Origin of the sequence: Lysinibacter cavernae (assembly GCF_011758565.1) — a bacterium.
Lineage (GTDB): Bacteria > Actinomycetota > Actinomycetes > Actinomycetales > Microbacteriaceae > Lysinibacter > Lysinibacter cavernae.
Genome location: NZ_JAAMOX010000003.1, coordinates 279,092 through 294,348, shown reverse-complemented (window position 1 = coordinate 294,348; position 15,257 = coordinate 279,092). Strand labels below are relative to the sequence as shown.

The 15,257-nt window shown below is 60.4% G+C and carries 15 protein-coding genes; 11 read left to right on the top strand and 4 right to left on the bottom strand.

Translation table 11 applies throughout. The features are described 5' to 3' along the window. The first annotated feature begins 108 nt into the window (after window positions 1–108). On the top strand, window positions 109–1,014 hold the full coding sequence (locus FHX76_RS15325) for a suppressor of fused domain protein (RefSeq protein WP_167152207.1): 906 nt from the start codon (window positions 109–111) through the stop codon (window positions 1,012–1,014). Between the two features lie 12 nt (window positions 1,015–1,026). On the opposite strand, the gene FHX76_RS15320 is transcribed toward FHX76_RS15325, so the two are convergent. Next, window positions 1,027–2,010 carry a magnesium and cobalt transport protein CorA gene (locus FHX76_RS15320; protein WP_167152205.1) on the bottom strand — a complete coding sequence of 328 codons (984 nt, stop codon included), beginning with the start codon at window positions 2,008–2,010 and terminating at the stop codon, window positions 1,027–1,029. 213 nt (window positions 2,011–2,223) lie between these two features. Here FHX76_RS15320 and FHX76_RS15315 point away from each other — a divergent pair, with 213 nt between their 5' ends. The 7 genes from FHX76_RS15315 to FHX76_RS15285 all read left to right on the top strand — a co-directional run bounded on the left by FHX76_RS15315 (window position 2,224) and on the right by FHX76_RS15285 (window position 9,616). Continuing rightward, window positions 2,224–2,811, top strand: coding sequence for an isochorismatase family protein (locus FHX76_RS15315; protein ID WP_167152314.1), 588 nt, complete (start codon window positions 2,224–2,226; stop codon window positions 2,809–2,811). Next, window positions 2,808–5,060, top strand: a complete 2,253-nt coding sequence (locus FHX76_RS15310) for an MMPL family transporter (protein ID WP_167152203.1) — start codon at window positions 2,808–2,810, stop codon at window positions 5,058–5,060. The genes FHX76_RS15315 and FHX76_RS15310 overlap by 4 nt, the downstream gene beginning before the upstream one ends. Window positions 5,061–5,110: 50 nt before the next feature. Then, window positions 5,111–5,539 carry an OsmC family peroxiredoxin gene (locus FHX76_RS15305; RefSeq protein WP_167152201.1) on the top strand — a complete coding sequence of 143 codons (429 nt, stop codon included), beginning with the start codon at window positions 5,111–5,113 and terminating at the stop codon, window positions 5,537–5,539. Between the two features lie 203 nt (window positions 5,540–5,742). Next, window positions 5,743–6,879, top strand: a complete 1,137-nt coding sequence (locus FHX76_RS15300) for an ABC transporter substrate-binding protein (protein WP_167152199.1) — start codon at window positions 5,743–5,745, stop codon at window positions 6,877–6,879. 3 nt (window positions 6,880–6,882) lie between these two features. After that, window positions 6,883–7,752, top strand: coding sequence for an ABC transporter permease (locus FHX76_RS15295; RefSeq protein ID WP_341777976.1), 870 nt, complete (start codon window positions 6,883–6,885; stop codon window positions 7,750–7,752). Further along, window positions 7,749–8,567, top strand: a complete 819-nt coding sequence (locus FHX76_RS15290; RefSeq protein WP_167152197.1) for an ABC transporter permease — start codon at window positions 7,749–7,751, stop codon at window positions 8,565–8,567. Before FHX76_RS15295 ends, FHX76_RS15290 begins: the two co-directional genes overlap by 4 nt. Then, window positions 8,564–9,616, top strand: a complete 1,053-nt coding sequence (locus FHX76_RS15285) for an ABC transporter ATP-binding protein (protein ID WP_167152195.1) — start codon at window positions 8,564–8,566, stop codon at window positions 9,614–9,616. The genes FHX76_RS15290 and FHX76_RS15285 overlap by 4 nt, the downstream gene beginning before the upstream one ends. Here the strand turns inward: FHX76_RS15285 and FHX76_RS15280 are convergent. From FHX76_RS15280 to FHX76_RS15270, 3 genes are read right to left on the bottom strand one after another with little or no spacing between them, the layout of a single operon-like run. Next, window positions 9,613–10,380 (bottom strand): polyprenol monophosphomannose synthase, encoded by a 768-nt coding sequence (locus tag FHX76_RS15280; protein ID WP_167152193.1) that lies wholly within the window; start codon window positions 10,378–10,380, stop codon window positions 9,613–9,615. The two genes, FHX76_RS15285 and FHX76_RS15280, sit on opposite strands and share 4 nt — an antisense overlap. After that, entirely contained in the window at window positions 10,380–11,993 is a 1,614-nt protein-coding gene (locus tag FHX76_RS15275; RefSeq protein ID WP_167152191.1) for a glycosyltransferase family 39 protein, read from the bottom strand. The genes FHX76_RS15280 and FHX76_RS15275 overlap by 1 nt, the downstream gene beginning before the upstream one ends. A 41-nt stretch (window positions 11,994–12,034) precedes the next feature. Next, window positions 12,035–12,589, bottom strand: a complete 555-nt coding sequence (locus tag FHX76_RS15270) for a MarR family winged helix-turn-helix transcriptional regulator (RefSeq protein WP_167152189.1) — start codon at window positions 12,587–12,589, stop codon at window positions 12,035–12,037. A 100-nt stretch (window positions 12,590–12,689) separates the two neighbouring features. On the opposite strand from FHX76_RS15270, the gene idi reads away from it, so the two are divergent. From idi to FHX76_RS15260, 3 genes are read left to right on the top strand one after another with little or no spacing between them, the layout of a single operon-like run. After that, a complete protein-coding gene (gene idi / locus FHX76_RS15265; RefSeq protein WP_386761891.1) occupies window positions 12,690–13,238 on the top strand; it encodes an isopentenyl-diphosphate Delta-isomerase in 549 nt (182 codons plus the stop codon). Next, complete coding sequence (locus FHX76_RS16495) at window positions 13,235–14,308, top strand: polyprenyl synthetase family protein (protein WP_243848890.1); 1,074 nt, start codon at window positions 13,235–13,237, stop codon at window positions 14,306–14,308. The genes idi and FHX76_RS16495 overlap by 4 nt, the downstream gene beginning before the upstream one ends. A 1-nt stretch (window position 14,309) precedes the next feature. Then, window positions 14,310–15,257, top strand: a complete 948-nt coding sequence (locus FHX76_RS15260; RefSeq protein WP_341777975.1) for a phytoene/squalene synthase family protein — start codon at window positions 14,310–14,312, stop codon at window positions 15,255–15,257.

Here is a 15,257-nt window from a genome sequence, read left to right as displayed (position 1 = left end):
TGTGATCGTTCATCGAACGGAAGCCCGGCTATTCGGCTTGGCACGAGGGTAGGCAAGCGCGACGTAGTTGCGCGTTGCACCCTGCTAATTTGGTGGGAAACTGAATGCATGAGTTTTCTGAATCGGCGGCGTCAGCAGGCAAACGACCGGGCAAGTGCGTCTGGGCGCGACGCATCCAGTGAACATGCTATTGACCTGTCGCCTGGGCAAGACCTGTTTCCCGGCCACGTTTTTGACGCGCTTGGCGTTGATCCTGTCCCGTTTGGTGAACCTATTGGTGGTGCTGTTCGTGTTGTAGAGAAGCGACTCGCGAACGGGTTGGTGACGCTCATGACGTCGGGAGCATCTCGGCTTCCAACGGATTCTGGTGAGCGGGTAGAGCTTGCCGTCGAGGTAATTGATGGACAACAGGGTGCTGCGCGTGTGGCGCTTGCCATCGTATGCGATGACATCGCCACCAACCGTCGGGTACCACCGGTAAACACGCCCTGGCGTAACCCCCAGCCATTTCTTGACGGGACGCGAATCTCGGCAATCATGGCAACCTCCTCACGCTGGGGTGTCGCATTTGACGAGGTGCGTTCTGCCGATGGGCAGCTTTGCGGCCATGTACGAACGCTGCGGCTCCTCACCGATGCGGAGGCGACGTTTGCTGCGCAGAACGGTTGGGAACTTCTGGTTGATGCTGCGGGTTCGGTCGACGCGTTGCTCGACGTTTCAAGAGAGGACACGGTTGCCGGCAGAACGGTCGCCGCCGATACCCCCGTCATCATTACGAAGTTACACGCCGAGCACCCACCTCGTTGGGTCACGTTCACTGGCACCATGCTGGAGTCCGTTACCGGTTTGGAATCCGATGCCTACATGGACGAATCCGCGAACCACGAGATATGGTCAACCAACGAATTTGTCGCACGTTTCCCGCAGGTTGCACGGTTTACGCGGGATGCGCAGCCAGGGCAAACGGCGCTGTTCACCGACAACTCTGGCTCATACACGATAGAAGAACACTGAGTTCTTTGACGATCACAGCCACTTGCGGCGGCGGAAGGCGAAGTAGAGGAAGACCGCGAGCAGCACCATTCCTCCGACGGCCCCCGCATAGCCCCACTCCCAATGCAGTTCAGGCATGATGTCGAAGTTCATGCCGTAGATCGAACCGATGAGCGTTGGCGCGAAGAAAATTGCGGCCCAAGCTGAGATGCGTTTCATGTCGTCATTCTGCTGCTGCGCAACAAGCGTTGAGTTCACCGTCAGCGCGTTCTGCAGCAGTGTCCTGAACGAGTCGGAGCGCTCAACGATGCGGATAACGTGGTCCCGAACATCCCTGAACCTGCGCTGCAGCTCAACAGGTACACCGTATTTATCTGCCCCCTTGAGAAGCGCTTCGAGCATGTAGACGAGCGGGCGGGTGGAGCGCTGAAACTCGACAACCTCGCTGAACAACTCGTAGATGCGCCGCGAGACCTCTGAGTTGCCGGCAAACAGCTGTTCTTCGATTTGGTCGATATCTTGCTCAAGCCCGTCAACGACGGGGGAGTAAGCATCAACAACCGAGTCGAAAAGCGCATAGAGCAGGGCCTGCGGGCCCATCGCGAAGAGCTCAGGCTTGCGCTTGATGCGTTCGAGGCTGCGCGAGATGATTGTGTCATCGCGTGGCTCAACCTGCACAATGCTGATGAAAAAATTAGGCCCAACAAAGACGTGGATTTCGCCGAACTCAACGGTCTCCTCGGCATCAAGGTAGGCGGCAGGGCGGAGCACCGCGAACAGGGTGTCTCCGTAGCGTTCGAGCTTTGCGCGCTGGTGGCCGCGGAGGGCATCCTCAACGGCCAGCTCGTGTAGCCCAAACTCGTGGGCAACCGACTTGAGCTCAGCTTCCGGAGGCTCATGCAGGGCGATGTACGCGATGCCTCCGTCGCTGTGCAGACGCGCATAGGTGTCTTCAAGTGTTGGTGATTGTGGCTGCAGCTCGCCGTCGATGTAGATGCTGTTAATCATGAGGGTCATAGTGCATTCCTCTGGAACTCGCGGCCAGGCTCGAGGGGTCTCCTCTGCCGCCGTGCCAAGGGTATCAGCGTTGTGATACTCAGCGCCTGGATAGGCCGGAAAGCCTTACTCTGAATGGTTTGTGTGCGACCGAAGCCGATCGCCAACTTCCATCGCTGGCTCGGGGGCAACCGGCTAGAGTTGCAGGTGAACCGTCAATCGGGGGAGGAAACGATGCGTCGCGCGCTGCTGATCGTTGATGTGCAAAACGACTTTGCCGAGGGCGGCGCCCTTGCCGTCACGGGAGGTTCAGCCGTTGCCGCAGGTATCACGAGGCTGCTCGAGGCACATGGCGATGACTACTCGCTCATCGTCGCTTCCAGGGACTGGCACACCGCAGGCTCGCTCAACGGGGGACATTTTGCTGCGGGCGACGCCACCCCGAATTACTCAGAGACGTGGCCGGTGCACTGCGTGGCAGGCACAACGGGCGCTGAGTATCACCCGCTTCTTGACGCGAATCGTGTCACCGTTCATATCGAAAAAGGCCAGGGTATCCCCGCCTATTCGGCCTTTGAAGGGCACACCCGCGATGGCTCCGACCTCGCGGCGATCCTCACCACAAACGACATCACCGATATCGACATTGTTGGCCTCGCAACCGACTACTGTGTCCGGGCCTCGGCCCTCGACGCCGCTGCCGTAGGGCTGAGCGTCCGAGTGTTTCTTGATCTTGTTGCGGGGGTGGCGCCTGCCTCAAGCGCGCAGGCGTTTGTGGATTTGCAGGCCGCGAATGTCCGTGTTGAGGAGTCGGCAGCGTGAAGCATCACACCGAGGCCGCCGGACACCCACTTGAGCACGCCAACAACAGAGGCGCTCACGAGGGGAGGCGCAGGCCGCCTCGATGGTTGCGCATCACCATTCCCGCCGTGCTCATCGTCGCGTGGTTTGCGGTTGGTGCCGTTGGCGGTCCCTACTTTGGCAAGGTCAGCGAAGTTTCGAGCAACGACCAGACCACGTATCTACCCGACAGCGCCGAGGCGACGCAGGTGCAGAAATCGCTTGACGGGTTCCGTGACGGGAGCTCAATTCCTGCCGTCATCCTTGTCACCTCCGATTCGGCTCTGACCGCCACACAAACCGACGCGATTAGCGACGCCGTTGCCGCAGCTGAACAGGTTAACGGGGTGCTTGGAGGCTCGCCAGCGACCGTGTCAGACGATGGAAAAGCGGCCCAGGCCGTCGTGCTTATCAACACGGATGCCACGATCAGCGCCGTGGTCAGCTCGCTCAGTGACACGGTGAGCAAGGATCTCCCGAAGGGACTCAGCGTGTACTTTGCTGGCCCCGCCGTGTTCACCTCTGACCTCACCAAGGCATTCTCTGGAATCGACGGGCTGCTTGTTGGGGTAGCTCTCCTCGCCGTGTTTGTGATCCTCATCATCGTCTATCGTTCGCCGCTCCTTCCGCTGATCGTTCTTGGTACGAGTGTGTTTGCCCTATCGGGCACCATCCTTGTGGTGTGGTGGCTTGCGAAGGCAGGCGTGTTCCTGCTCAACGGCCAGGTGCAGGGCATTCTCTTTATCCTCGTGATCGGTGCCGCGACCGACTACTCGCTGCTCGTGGTTTCGCGGTTTCGCGAGGCGCTCAGAGACTTCCCAACCACCTGGGATGCGGCCCTTGCCGCGATCAGGGGTTCCATCGAGCCCATCGCGGCGAGCGGAGGCACGGTGATTGCTGGGCTGCTGTGCCTGCTGCTGAGCGATCTTAACAGCAACAGGGCGCTTGGCCCGGTCGCGACGGTTGGCATCCTCGTCTCGATGCTCGCCTCGATGACGTTCCTTCCTGCGCTCTTGATGTGGGCAGGGCGCGCGGCGTTCTGGCCTCGACGTCCGGCGTTCGGCTCGCAGCACCCGGCGCTTTCCGGGCCGACAGCAACCGGACTATGGCCACGTGTTGGTCGATTCGTTTCGGCCAAACCCCGCCTCATCTGGGTGGCGAGCACGCTTGTACTGCTTGCTGCCTGCGCTGCGGTGCCGCAGCTCAAGGCGAGCGGTGTTCCGCAGAGTGATCTGGTGCTTGGGGAATCAATGGCTCGCGACGGCCAGGTTGCCCTCGCTGAGCATTTCCCAGCCGGCGCTGGGAGCCCTGCCCTCATCCTTGTGCCTGAGGGCTCTCTGGATGCCGCGGTCAGTTATCTCAAGACAGCCGACGGAGTGAACAGCGTCGTCGCCGCAGCGCGTGACTCGCCATCGGGTACTCTCCCCGTCGGGGTTCCTCAAGCTGCGCTGCCCCCGGTCTTTCACGGCATCGAGCCAACCGTGAGCGACGGCAACGTGTTGCTTCAGGCAACGCTCAGCGACACCGCGGATTCCGATGCGGCCGAGACCACGATTCGCGACCTCCGCTCTGGCCTCCACTCCGACGTGTCTGAGGACATTCTTGTTGGTGGTCCAACGGCAACCGCGGTGGACTCAAACGATGCCTCGATCCACGACCGCAACCTCATCATCCCCGTGGTGCTCGTTGTGATCCTGCTCATTCTCATGGCGCTGCTTCGGGCCGTTGTTGCACCAATCTTGCTGCTTGCGAGCGTTGTGCTGTCCTTTGGAACAGCCCTTGGGGTGTCAGCCCTTGTGTTCAACCACGTCTTCCGATTCCCAGGAGCAGACCCTGCGGTCCCGCTCTATGCCTTCATCTTCTTGGTTGCACTCTCGATCGATTACAACATCTTCCTCATGACACGGGTGCGCGAAGAATCGATTGCGCACGGCACGCGCAACGGCATCCTGAGGGGGCTTTCCGCAACGGGAGGAGTCATCACGTCGGCCGGCGTGGTGTTGGCCGCGACCTTTGCCGCCCTCGGAGTTATCCCCATCCTGTTCTTGGCGCAGATCGCGTTTATCGTCGCATTTGGGGTGCTCCTCGATACCGTTGTTGTGAGGTCGCTGCTCATCCCCGCCCTCACGTACGACATCGGCCCCAAGATCTGGTGGCCCTCAAAACTCGCTCACGAGTCCCGTGAGCGTCAGCCGGCCGCCAGCGTGCCGGCATCCACCAACCACGGCTAGCGCCAGCATGCGGCGGGCGAGAGCCTCAGCAAAATCGAAAGGACAGCAACATGGCAATTACAAGCTCAGCGACAACCCAGTGGAGCGGATCGCTCTTTGAAGGCAGCGGAAACGTGAGCTTCGACTCCTCGAAGGCGGCAACGCTTCCAGTGAACTGGAAAGCCCGTTCAGAGGGTTCTGACTCGGTAACCACTCCTGAGGAACTCCTCGGAGCCGCGCACGCGGCGTGCTACTCGATGGCTTTTTCAAACGAGCTCGCCCAGAACGGCACCCCGCCAGAGTCGCTGACGACAACGGCAAAGGTGAGTTTTGTGCCGGGAACCGGGATCACACAGAGCGCGCTCACGGTCACCGCTACCGTTCCAGGGATCTCAGCGGATGACTTTGCCAAACTTGCCGAGGCGGCAAAGGTAGGTTGCCCAGTATCCGCAGCCCTGACCGGAATCAGCATCACGCTCGACGCGACGCTCAACTCCTAGCCTCGGTCTCTTCCCTCGTGGGGCGCGAAATTTCGCACCCCACGAGCAAAAACGCGCCCCACGAGAGTCGGTCATCGGTCGTTCACCTTGCCGTCACCGACCGGTCCCATTACCGTCGTGTAGCACTTTTATGCTCTCTCCTGTGCCCGGAAGTATTGGCCGCAACACAGCAGCGGCCGGCCTGGTACTCAACGGAGGAAAACGTGACCCGACGCATTATCCCTGCAGTTGCCGCTGCAGCTGTCCTTGCTCTTGGCCTGAGCGCATGCTCCGGCTCGGCCGACGCCACAACCGACGGGGCAAACGCCTCAAGCGTTGACGCCACAACGGCAACAAGCGCAGACGCCTTTGGCGGTTTTGACCAGCTTGTCGCCGCGGCAGAGGCAGAAGGCGAGCTCAACGTTATCGCCCTTCCAGAAGACTGGGCCAACTACGGCAAGATCATCGACCTGTTCGAACAGACCTACAAGATTACGGTGAACTCGGCAGACCCGAGCGTGTCGAGCGCCGAAGAGATCCAGGCCGCCGACAACCTGAAGGGTCAGGATACCGCCCCAGACGTCTTCGACCTTGGCGCGGCAGTCGCCCTCGCAGAAACCGCGAAGTTTGCGCCCTACAAGGTGCAAACCTGGGAAGACATCCCCGCCGAGAACAAAGAAGAAACCGGGCTGTGGGTCAACGACTACACCGGCCTGATGTCGGTTGGGTACGACGCCGGCGTGGTCAAGGAACCCTCGCAGCTCGCTGACCTGCTCACCTCCGACTACGCAGGAAAGGTTGCGTTGAACGGCGACCCGACCCAGGCAGGAGCGGCAGCGGCAGGCGTCCAGTGGGCAGCCCTCCAGAACGGCGGAACGGCAGACAACATCAAGCCGGGAATCGACTTTTTCGCTGACCTCAAGAAGGCAGGCAACTTCCTGCCCCTCGACCCAACTCCCTCAACGATTGCCTCCGGCGAAACCCCCGTTGTGATCGATTGGAGCTTCAACAACGTTGCAGCCACGGCAGCAAACGAGGGCACGATCGAGTGGAAGACAGCTATTCTCCCTGGTGCTGCACTCGGGAGCTACTACAACCAGGCCATCAACCTCGACGCCCCTCACCCAGCAGCGGCTCGTCTGTGGCAGGAGTTCATCTTCTCGGATGAGGCACAGAACCTGTACCTCGAAGCCGGGGCGTTCCCTGTTCGCTTGAACGCGATGGTCGAAGCCAAGACGGTCAACCAGGATGTGCTTGATGAGGTTGGAGAGCCCCCGGCCGACCTCGTACAGTTCACCGCAAAGCAGACCGAAGGCGCCAGCACACTGCTCGCTTCGGACTGGGCCGCAGCCGTTTCCTAGCGAGTGACATCGATCGCCACCGTGCGACGGCAGGGGTGGGTCCTCCTCGGACTCACCCCATTTGCCGCGTACGTTCTCCTGTTTCTTGCCCTTCCAACAACGCTTGCCATCGCCACCGGATTCTTCGCCAAAGACGGACAATTTACGTTTGACAACGTTGCAGCGCTCTGGGACCCAGCGGTACTGCGCACCTTCGGAAGCTCCCTGTGGGTCTCCGCCGTCACCGCGGTGATCGGAGCGGTGATCGGAGCCCTGCTCTGCTACGCGTTGCTCGGTCTGCGTTCAGGAAGCAATGTGAGAGGCCTTGTTGACGCGTTTTCTGGGGTGCTTGCGCAGTTCGGCGGCGTCATGCTGGCGTTTGCGTTCATCGCCACGATTGGCATCCAAGGTCTCGTCACCGTCCTCCTCCGCGACGTTTTTGGGATCAACATCTTTGCGGGTGGAGTCTGGCTCTACGAAGTGCCTGGGCTGCTCCTGCCCTATATCTACTTTCAGGTGCCGCTCATGGTGATTACGTTCATGCCGGCGTTAGAGGGGCTCAAACCTCAGTGGGTGGAGGCCGCGGCGACGCTCGGCGCGAGCCGCCTGACGTTCTGGCGCCGAGTTGCTGCGCCCATCCTTGCCCCTGCCTTTTTCGGTTGCCTCTTGCTTCTCTTTGCCAATGCGTTCTCCAGCTACGCGACGGCGGCGGCGCTCATCAGCCAGGGCGCGCAGATTGTGCCGCTGCAGATTCGCGCCGCGCTCATCTCCGACACCGTGCTTGGCCGAGAAAACATGGCTGGGGCGCTTGCGCTTGGCATGACCATTGTCATGGTGTTGCTGATGACCGCGTACTCGGCACTCCAGCGCCGAACCGAGCGGTGGCAGCGATGAACCGCAGGCTCCGTACCGTTGCCGCCCATCCGACCAGGCTTGGGCGGATTGTGTTGTTGAGCGGTATCGGCATTGTTTTTGCCATCCCAATTGTCTCAATGCTTGAGTTCACGTTTCGGGTTGGCGGACCGGGCTCCTACGGGCTTGATCACTGGCTCGCGATCATCGATCCCGAGAACGAGCGGCGCTATCGGACGCTGTTTCAGGGTATCCTCAACTCGCTCATTCTTGCTGGGGCAACGGTCACAATTGTGTTGGTTCTGCTTGTACCGACCATGATTTTGGTGCAGTTACGGGTGCCTCGGCTCCAACGGGTTCTGGAGTTCGTTTGCATCGTGCCGATCACGGTTCCAGCGATCGTTCTGGTGGTTGGGCTCGCACCCGTGTATTCGGTTGTCACCGGGATCTTTGGGAGCTCGGCGTGGACGCTGGCGTTTGCATACGGCATCACGGTCCTCCCGTATGCCTACAGGGCCATCTATGCCAACCTGCAGACCGTTGACATCGTCACGCTCAGCGAGGCGGCGAGGTCGCTCTCAGCCGGATGGGCAACCGTCGTATTGCGGGTCATCGTCCCGAACCTCAAACGTGGGCTACTTGCGGCCTCGTTTATCTCCGTCGCCGTTGTGCTCGGCGAGTTCACCATAGCCTCGCTGCTCAACCGCAACAATCTCCAGACATCGCTTGTGCAGGTTTCGAAGAGCGACCCGTATGCAGCCGTCATCTTCTCGCTGCTGTCGCTCGCGTTTGCCAGCGTGCTGCTCATCATCATTGGTCGCGTTGGCACCGCCAAACGCGGAAAGAAGGAATCATGACCGAAGACCGAGTTGGAACCACCGTCGAATTTCGTTTGGTGACCAAGGACTACTCCGGTCAGCGTGCGCTCGCTGGCCTCAACCTTGCGCTCAGGCCTGGCGAGATGCTTGCGATGCTTGGACCATCTGGTTGCGGCAAAACGACAGCCTTGCGCAGCCTTGCCGGCCTTGAACAGATCACAAGTGGAAACATCCTGATCGACAACGAAGACGTCTCTTCAGTGCCAACCAATAGGCGCGACATTGGCATGGTCTTTCAGTCGTACTCGCTGTTTCCTCACCTCACCGTCCGCGAAAACGTTGAGTTTGGCCTTCGGATGCGCAAAGTCTCACCAGGGCAGCGACTGAAGCGCGCGGCCGAAAGTCTCGACCTCGTTGGCCTCGGTCACCTTGGGGACCGCTACTCGCATCAGCTTTCTGGTGGGCAGCAGCAGCGCGTTGCGCTCGCGAGGGCACTCGTCACTCGCCCACGGGTCTTGCTGCTGGACGAACCGCTCAGCGCCCTCGACGCGAAGGTGCGCGTGCAGCTTCGTGAAGAGATCAAAAGCATTCACGCCGAACTGGGGATGACCACGTTGTTTGTGACTCACGACCAGGAGGAGGCCCTCGCCGTTGCGGACCGAGTCGCGGTTATGCGCGACGGTCAGGTTGAGCAAGTGGCCACGCCAGAGGAGCTCTACAGCGTGCCCGAATCGTCGTTTGTCGCGGAATTTGTTGGCCTCAGCAATCGGCTGAGCGGTGTTGTCAGCGGGTCACGAGTGATGGTGCACGGGGCAGCGCTGCCAACGCAGGAATCGCTTGAGGACGGCAGCGCCGTGACCGTCTACATCCGGCCGGAGAATATTGAGTTCGCGAGTGACGGCCTGTTTGCGGTCGTCCGTTCGAGCAGTTTTCTGGGTTCGCTCAGGCGCACGCTCGTTGAGCTGACGAGCGGCGAGCTGCTTTCTGTGCAGCACAGCTCCCACGAGCGGTTGCTCGTTGGCGACGCAGTTTGCCTCAACTTTATTGAGCGCCCGGTTGCTGTCAGGCGTGAGCCTGTCGCGTCCTAACCGCGGCTGTTTGCAGTTGCCGTTTCGGCTGGGCGCCCCTGTCCGCGAAGGCGGGCTGGGAGGTTGCGGATGCCCCACCCGGTCACGCGCAGCATGGCCTCGACAACGATTCCCATCGAGATTTTTGATTCGCCGTACTCGCGCTCGGCAAATGTGATGGGTACCTCCGTGATGCGAAGGCCTTCTTGGTGGGCGCGGAACAACATGTCGACCTGGAAGCCGTATCCCATGCTGTGCACGGTTTCGAGCCTGATGGTCTCAAGCGCGTGCGCGCTAAAGACGCGGTAGCCTCCCGTGACATCTTTCACCGGAACGCCGAGCATCAGGCGGGCATACATGCTGCCAACCTTCGAGATGAGTTGGCGGTGGAGCGGCCAGTTTACGACGGAGCCGCCTTGGACCCAGCGGGAACCCTGCACAACGTCAGAGTGCTCGCTTGCCTCAAGCAACGCAGGCAGCTGTTCCGGCGCGTGGGAGCCATCGGCATCCATCTCGACAAGTCGGTCGTAGCCGCGCTCAAGACCCCAGCGGAAGCCGTGCTTGTATGCGGCGCCGAGGCCCTCTTTGCCAACGCGGTGCAGGACCGAAATTGCGTTATCCGCTGCCGCGAGCTCGTCGGCGATTGCGCCAGTGCCGTCGGGGGAGTTGTCGTCAACAACGAGGATGTCTACCTCTGGCGTTGCTGCGCGAACTCGCGAAACGATCGACGCGATGTTTTCGCGTTCGTTGTATGTGGGGATGATAACCAGGGTTGCTGACGTCATCACTGTCCTCGAATCATTTTGTAAACCGTTGACTTGTGGTTGGTCAACGTATCCTCGACCACAAAACCTGCGGCCTCAAGCGTATTGAAGTAGGTCTCTTGGCGATCCGGATTATCAGAGTAACTTGGTTTGACCATCACGAGCCAGACGGTTGACAATCCCTCAAGTTTCGGGGCCATATCGTCAAGGTTGTACGCCTTATCCCAGAGCCCGTCGGTCTGGTCGTACGGGGTCTTGAGTCCAACATCGATGAGCCCGTCAAACGGTTCCGGATACATGTGCATCGCTAGCCGAGGCTTGCGCGAGTTGCGAACGGTGGTGTCAAAGATGATGCCGTCACCAGCCTGCGCATGCTCGTCGATGGTCTGTGCGATAGCGTTCCAGTCGGTCCCGTTGTTGCGCGAATACGGTGTGCGCTGTTTGAGATAGGGGCTGGATGCGGCGACCACAACGGCGATCGTGAGCACCGGCACGAGCCAGCTCGCCTTGACCGTTCTGGCGACTGAGACGATTCCGAGCGCGATGAGCATCGCGACCGCTGGGGCGAGGAACGACAGGTAGCGCGGCGAATACAGCGGGGTTGCGGCGTTGCCGATTGCCAGAAGGATCGACGGGAGGAAGAGCCAGGTTGCGGCTACAACCAGCAGTCGAGGCATCCGCTCTCCGGTCGGCTGGAACAGTGATGCAAGCTGTTCGTTCACCGGAAGGCCCTTGCGGAGCCTGATGATGACCGTGATGCCAGCGACCAAGCTGATGACGATAAAGCCCCACCCAATTGCGGCGAGTGTTTTGTCGACGAAGAACGGGGAAACGAACAGGTTGGTCACGTTGAAGCCAACGCGGGAGTGCAAGAACGCGATCTGCTCGCGCTCCATAAACGCGACGGCAACCACGGGAAGCGCAACGGCTGCGCCGGCCACGAGCGAGATGACACCGCGCTTAACCGTTCCGCGGTCGAGCTTCATGGTGAGTGCAATGATCCCAAAGACCAGCACGAACATTGTGGTGTAGATAAACAGCACATTGGTGAGTGCAAAGAGCGCGGCGAAGCCTACCCACGGGAGTGCTTTGCGTTCTTGCCGTGATACCAAGGCAATGAACCAGATGAACAGCCAGACGACAAGCGCCATCGTGAAGGCGTAGGCGCGAGCTTCCATGCCCATGTACGTGACACGCGGTAGCACCATGAAGATAATGGCCGCGACGATGCCAACGCTTCCCCGTGTGAGCCGGCTCGCAAGCACAGCAACACCTGAAGTGGCAACACCTATGGCGATTGCGCTCGGGAAGCGAACAGAGAAGGGCGAGGCGCCAAAGAGGTCGGTCCAGACGTGCAGGAACGCGTAGTAGAGGCCATGGACGGCGTCAACCGTTGTGAGCATGCGGCCGAGGGACTCCCACGACCGTTCCGCCGACATGATGCTCGCGGCTTCGTCACCCCAGAGAGAAGGAATCCACGAGCCGGCCATCGAAACTGCCGCGGCGATGACGCCGAGCAGGATGATGGTTCGCTTGGAGAGCGCACGTGCTGGCGCGTTGCCGGATGCGGGTGTGCGGTGAATGGGGGGAGATATGTCGTTAGAAAGAATCACGACGGGACGCGTATCTGTCACACTCCATCAAACCATGGGTAGGTTGTGTAGAACCTGCACGTTTAGTCACGGTTCGCTTCGCTGATCTCGCTCATCGCCGCAAGGAACCCAAGGACGGCCTTCCGATCGTTGTCGTTGAGCGCCGCAGCGACGTTGAACATGCGGGTGTGGCGATCGCCGAGGGTTGCACGAATGTGTTTATGTGATTCGTCGGTCACTGCGATCAAGACGGCGCGTCGATCGTGGGGGTGCGGTTCCCTCGTAATGTGTCCAGAGGCCTCAAGGCGGTCGAGGAGTTTGCTTGTTGATGCCGAGGATATTCCGAGATGCTTGGTGAGCTGCTTCGCCGTCACCTGCTCATCGTTGCCGTGTGCCGCGATGAGGAAACGCATCGCTTTCATGTCGTTTTCGCCGATACCCATGTTGCTTTGTGTGGCGTTTCGCATCGCTTGGTCGGCGGTGCGCCACCTGCGGAGGGCGTTGAGAACCGTGACGGCGTTGTCGAGTTCTTCGCCGGTCATGTCTGGTCGGTCAACAAAACGGCGCTGTGGATCGATGACGCGTGGGTCGACGATGGCATTCTCGTCTGGAGCAAACGCGCTGCGCGAATCGGTCATCAGTTCCACTTTGTGTTTGAGGGTGTGTTTGTTCTAGTTTAGACCCGTGCTAGCTTTTAACTAGCTAGGCTAACTAAATGGATGAACTAACGGGGGTGCCATGATGACGGTCAACACAGTGGCTGAAGAAGTTGTGCTGGTCAACGAACATGGGGAGCCCATTGGTCGGGCACCAAAAAACAGCATTCACGGAACCGACACCGCACTCCACCTCGCATTCTCATGCCACGTCTACAACCGCAACGGTGAAGTCCTCGTCACACGGAGGTCCCTCGACAAAGTGGCCTGGCCCGGCGTCTGGACCAACTCGTTTTGCGGGCATCCGTTGCCAGCCGAATCGATGATGAGCGCCGTCGAGCGCAGGGCGTCCCATGAACTCGGGATAACGCTGACAACCATCGAGCCGGTGCTTCCGCTCTTTCGCTACCGGGCAACAGACCCGAGCGGCGTTGTCGAAAACGAAATTTGCCCGGTATACAGGGCAGTGACCGAAGACAACATAGACGTCAACCCCTTGGAAGTTGTTGAGCACCGCTGGGTTCAGCCCGAAGATCTTCGCGTGGCAGTTGAGGCCGCGCCGTGGGCGTTCAGCCCCTGGCTGGTTCTGCAGCTTGCCCAACCCGGTTTTGCGGCGGCTGGTAGCGAATGACCCTGCTTGCCGAGTTTGAGACCTACACCGATTTTCGCCGCTCATTCGATGAGGCGATGGCTGAGTTCTTTGCCCAGCAGCACCAACGAGCGGCGAGCTTTGATGAGGGGTACCGCAGGCTATGGCTTGCCCTCGAGTCAGTGAGCAACGGCGGCAAGCGCATCAGACCCGTGCTTGTCAATGAGGCGTTCCGAGCCCTTGGCGGCACAAGCCTGAAGACCGCGGTGAGTGTTGGTCTTGCGTTTGAACTGATGCACACGGCCTTTGTGATTCACGATGACATTATTGACGGGGACACCGTGCGACGCGGCCAGCCAAATGTTGTTGGCCAATTTCTTGCCCACGCAACGGCCGAAGGGCTTGACGAGGTCACTGCGCGGCACTGGGCAGAATCCTCGGCCCTTATCGGTGGCGATCTGCTGCTGACGCTTGCCCAGCGGATGCTGCTTGCGGCACAGGTTGATCCTGCGGCCCTCCGCCTGCTTGTTGATCTGTTCGACGAGGCTGTTTTTGTGACGGCCGCGGGCGAACAAGCCGACGTAACGTACAGCTGGACGTCGCCGGCAGACCTCACCCTCGACCGGGTCTTGAGTATGACAGAGCACAAAACTGCGGTCTACTCCTTTGGGGCACCCCTCATGGCCGGCGCCGTTGCCGCTGGCGCCGCGGAGTCAACCGTCCACGCCCTCGGTGAGTACGGACGGCTTCTTGGTATCGCGTTCCAGCTTCGTGACGACTACCTCGGCGTTTTTGGCGACAGCACAATGACCGGCAAAAGCGTTGTCAGCGACCTGCGAGAAGGCAAAGCCACCCCGCTCGTGGTGTTCGCACGCACCACCGAAGCGTGGCCTCGGCTCAAGAGCATCCACGGGAGTGCAGACCTGAGCCACGAGCAGATTGCTGATGCCCTTGTGCTCCTCGACGAGTGCGGAGCCCGCGCCTTCCTTGAAGGACTCATTGCCGAATACACGGAGCGCGCCGAAGCGCTCAGCTCCGACCCGAGACTGCCAAGCGAGCTTGGGCAGCGGTTGCGCGCCGTCATGCGCACGCTTGCGGCGAGGGAGCGCTAACGTGGCGACAACCGGACTTGACCTGTACTCCGCCGTTGCTGCAGAACAGTCGCGGGTGGTTTTGCATCGGTATTCGACCTCATTTGGGGTAGCGAGTCTGCTGTTGCCATCGGCGAAGCGGCAGCATATCGCCCAGATCTATGGCCTCGTCAGGCTAGCCGACGAGATCGTTGATGGGCCGGCCGAGGCCTCCGGGTTGAACACGGCAGAGCAGGGAGGCATCCTTGACGCACTCGAAGCAGAAACCTACCGAGCGCTTGGCACCGGGTTTAGCAGTAACTTCGTTGTGCACGCCTTTGCACAGACGGCGCGCGGCGTCGGAATAGACGAGCGGCTCATACGCCCGTTTTTTGCGTCGATGCGGGCTGACCTCACCCAAGAGACTCACAACGAACAGAGCATCAGAGAGTACATCTACGGCTCGGCGGAGGTTGTTGGCCTGATGTGCGTTGCGTCGTTCCTCACCGACAGTAGGGGGCGCCGGCTTGTCGCGCGGCAAGGCCGCGACGCGGATGACCTGCGCCAAGTCGTTGAAGACGGTGCCTGTCACCTTGGCGCGGCATTCCAGAAGATCAATTTCCTTCGCGACATCGCTGATGATGTGACTGGGCTCGGTCGTAATTACTTTCCGGGGGTAGATCTGGCTGCCCTGACGGATGCGCAGAAAAACGTCATCCTCGACGACATCGATCGCGACGTTGCGATCGCGCGTTCAACAATCCCAATGCTCCCCGTTGATAGCCGGAGCGCGGTACTCCTTGCCACAGAGCTGTTTGCGGCACTTGCCCAGAAGTTGCGCCGCTCGCCGGCCGAGTTGTTACGTACCGAGCGGGTTCGGCTCACGGGGTTCGAAAAGTCGATGATCGCGGGGCAGGTGCTGTCGAGTGCGCCCCTGCGGCGAAGCGAGAACACACGACTCTGGCTCAGTCGCCGAAGAGAGGCACGGTAA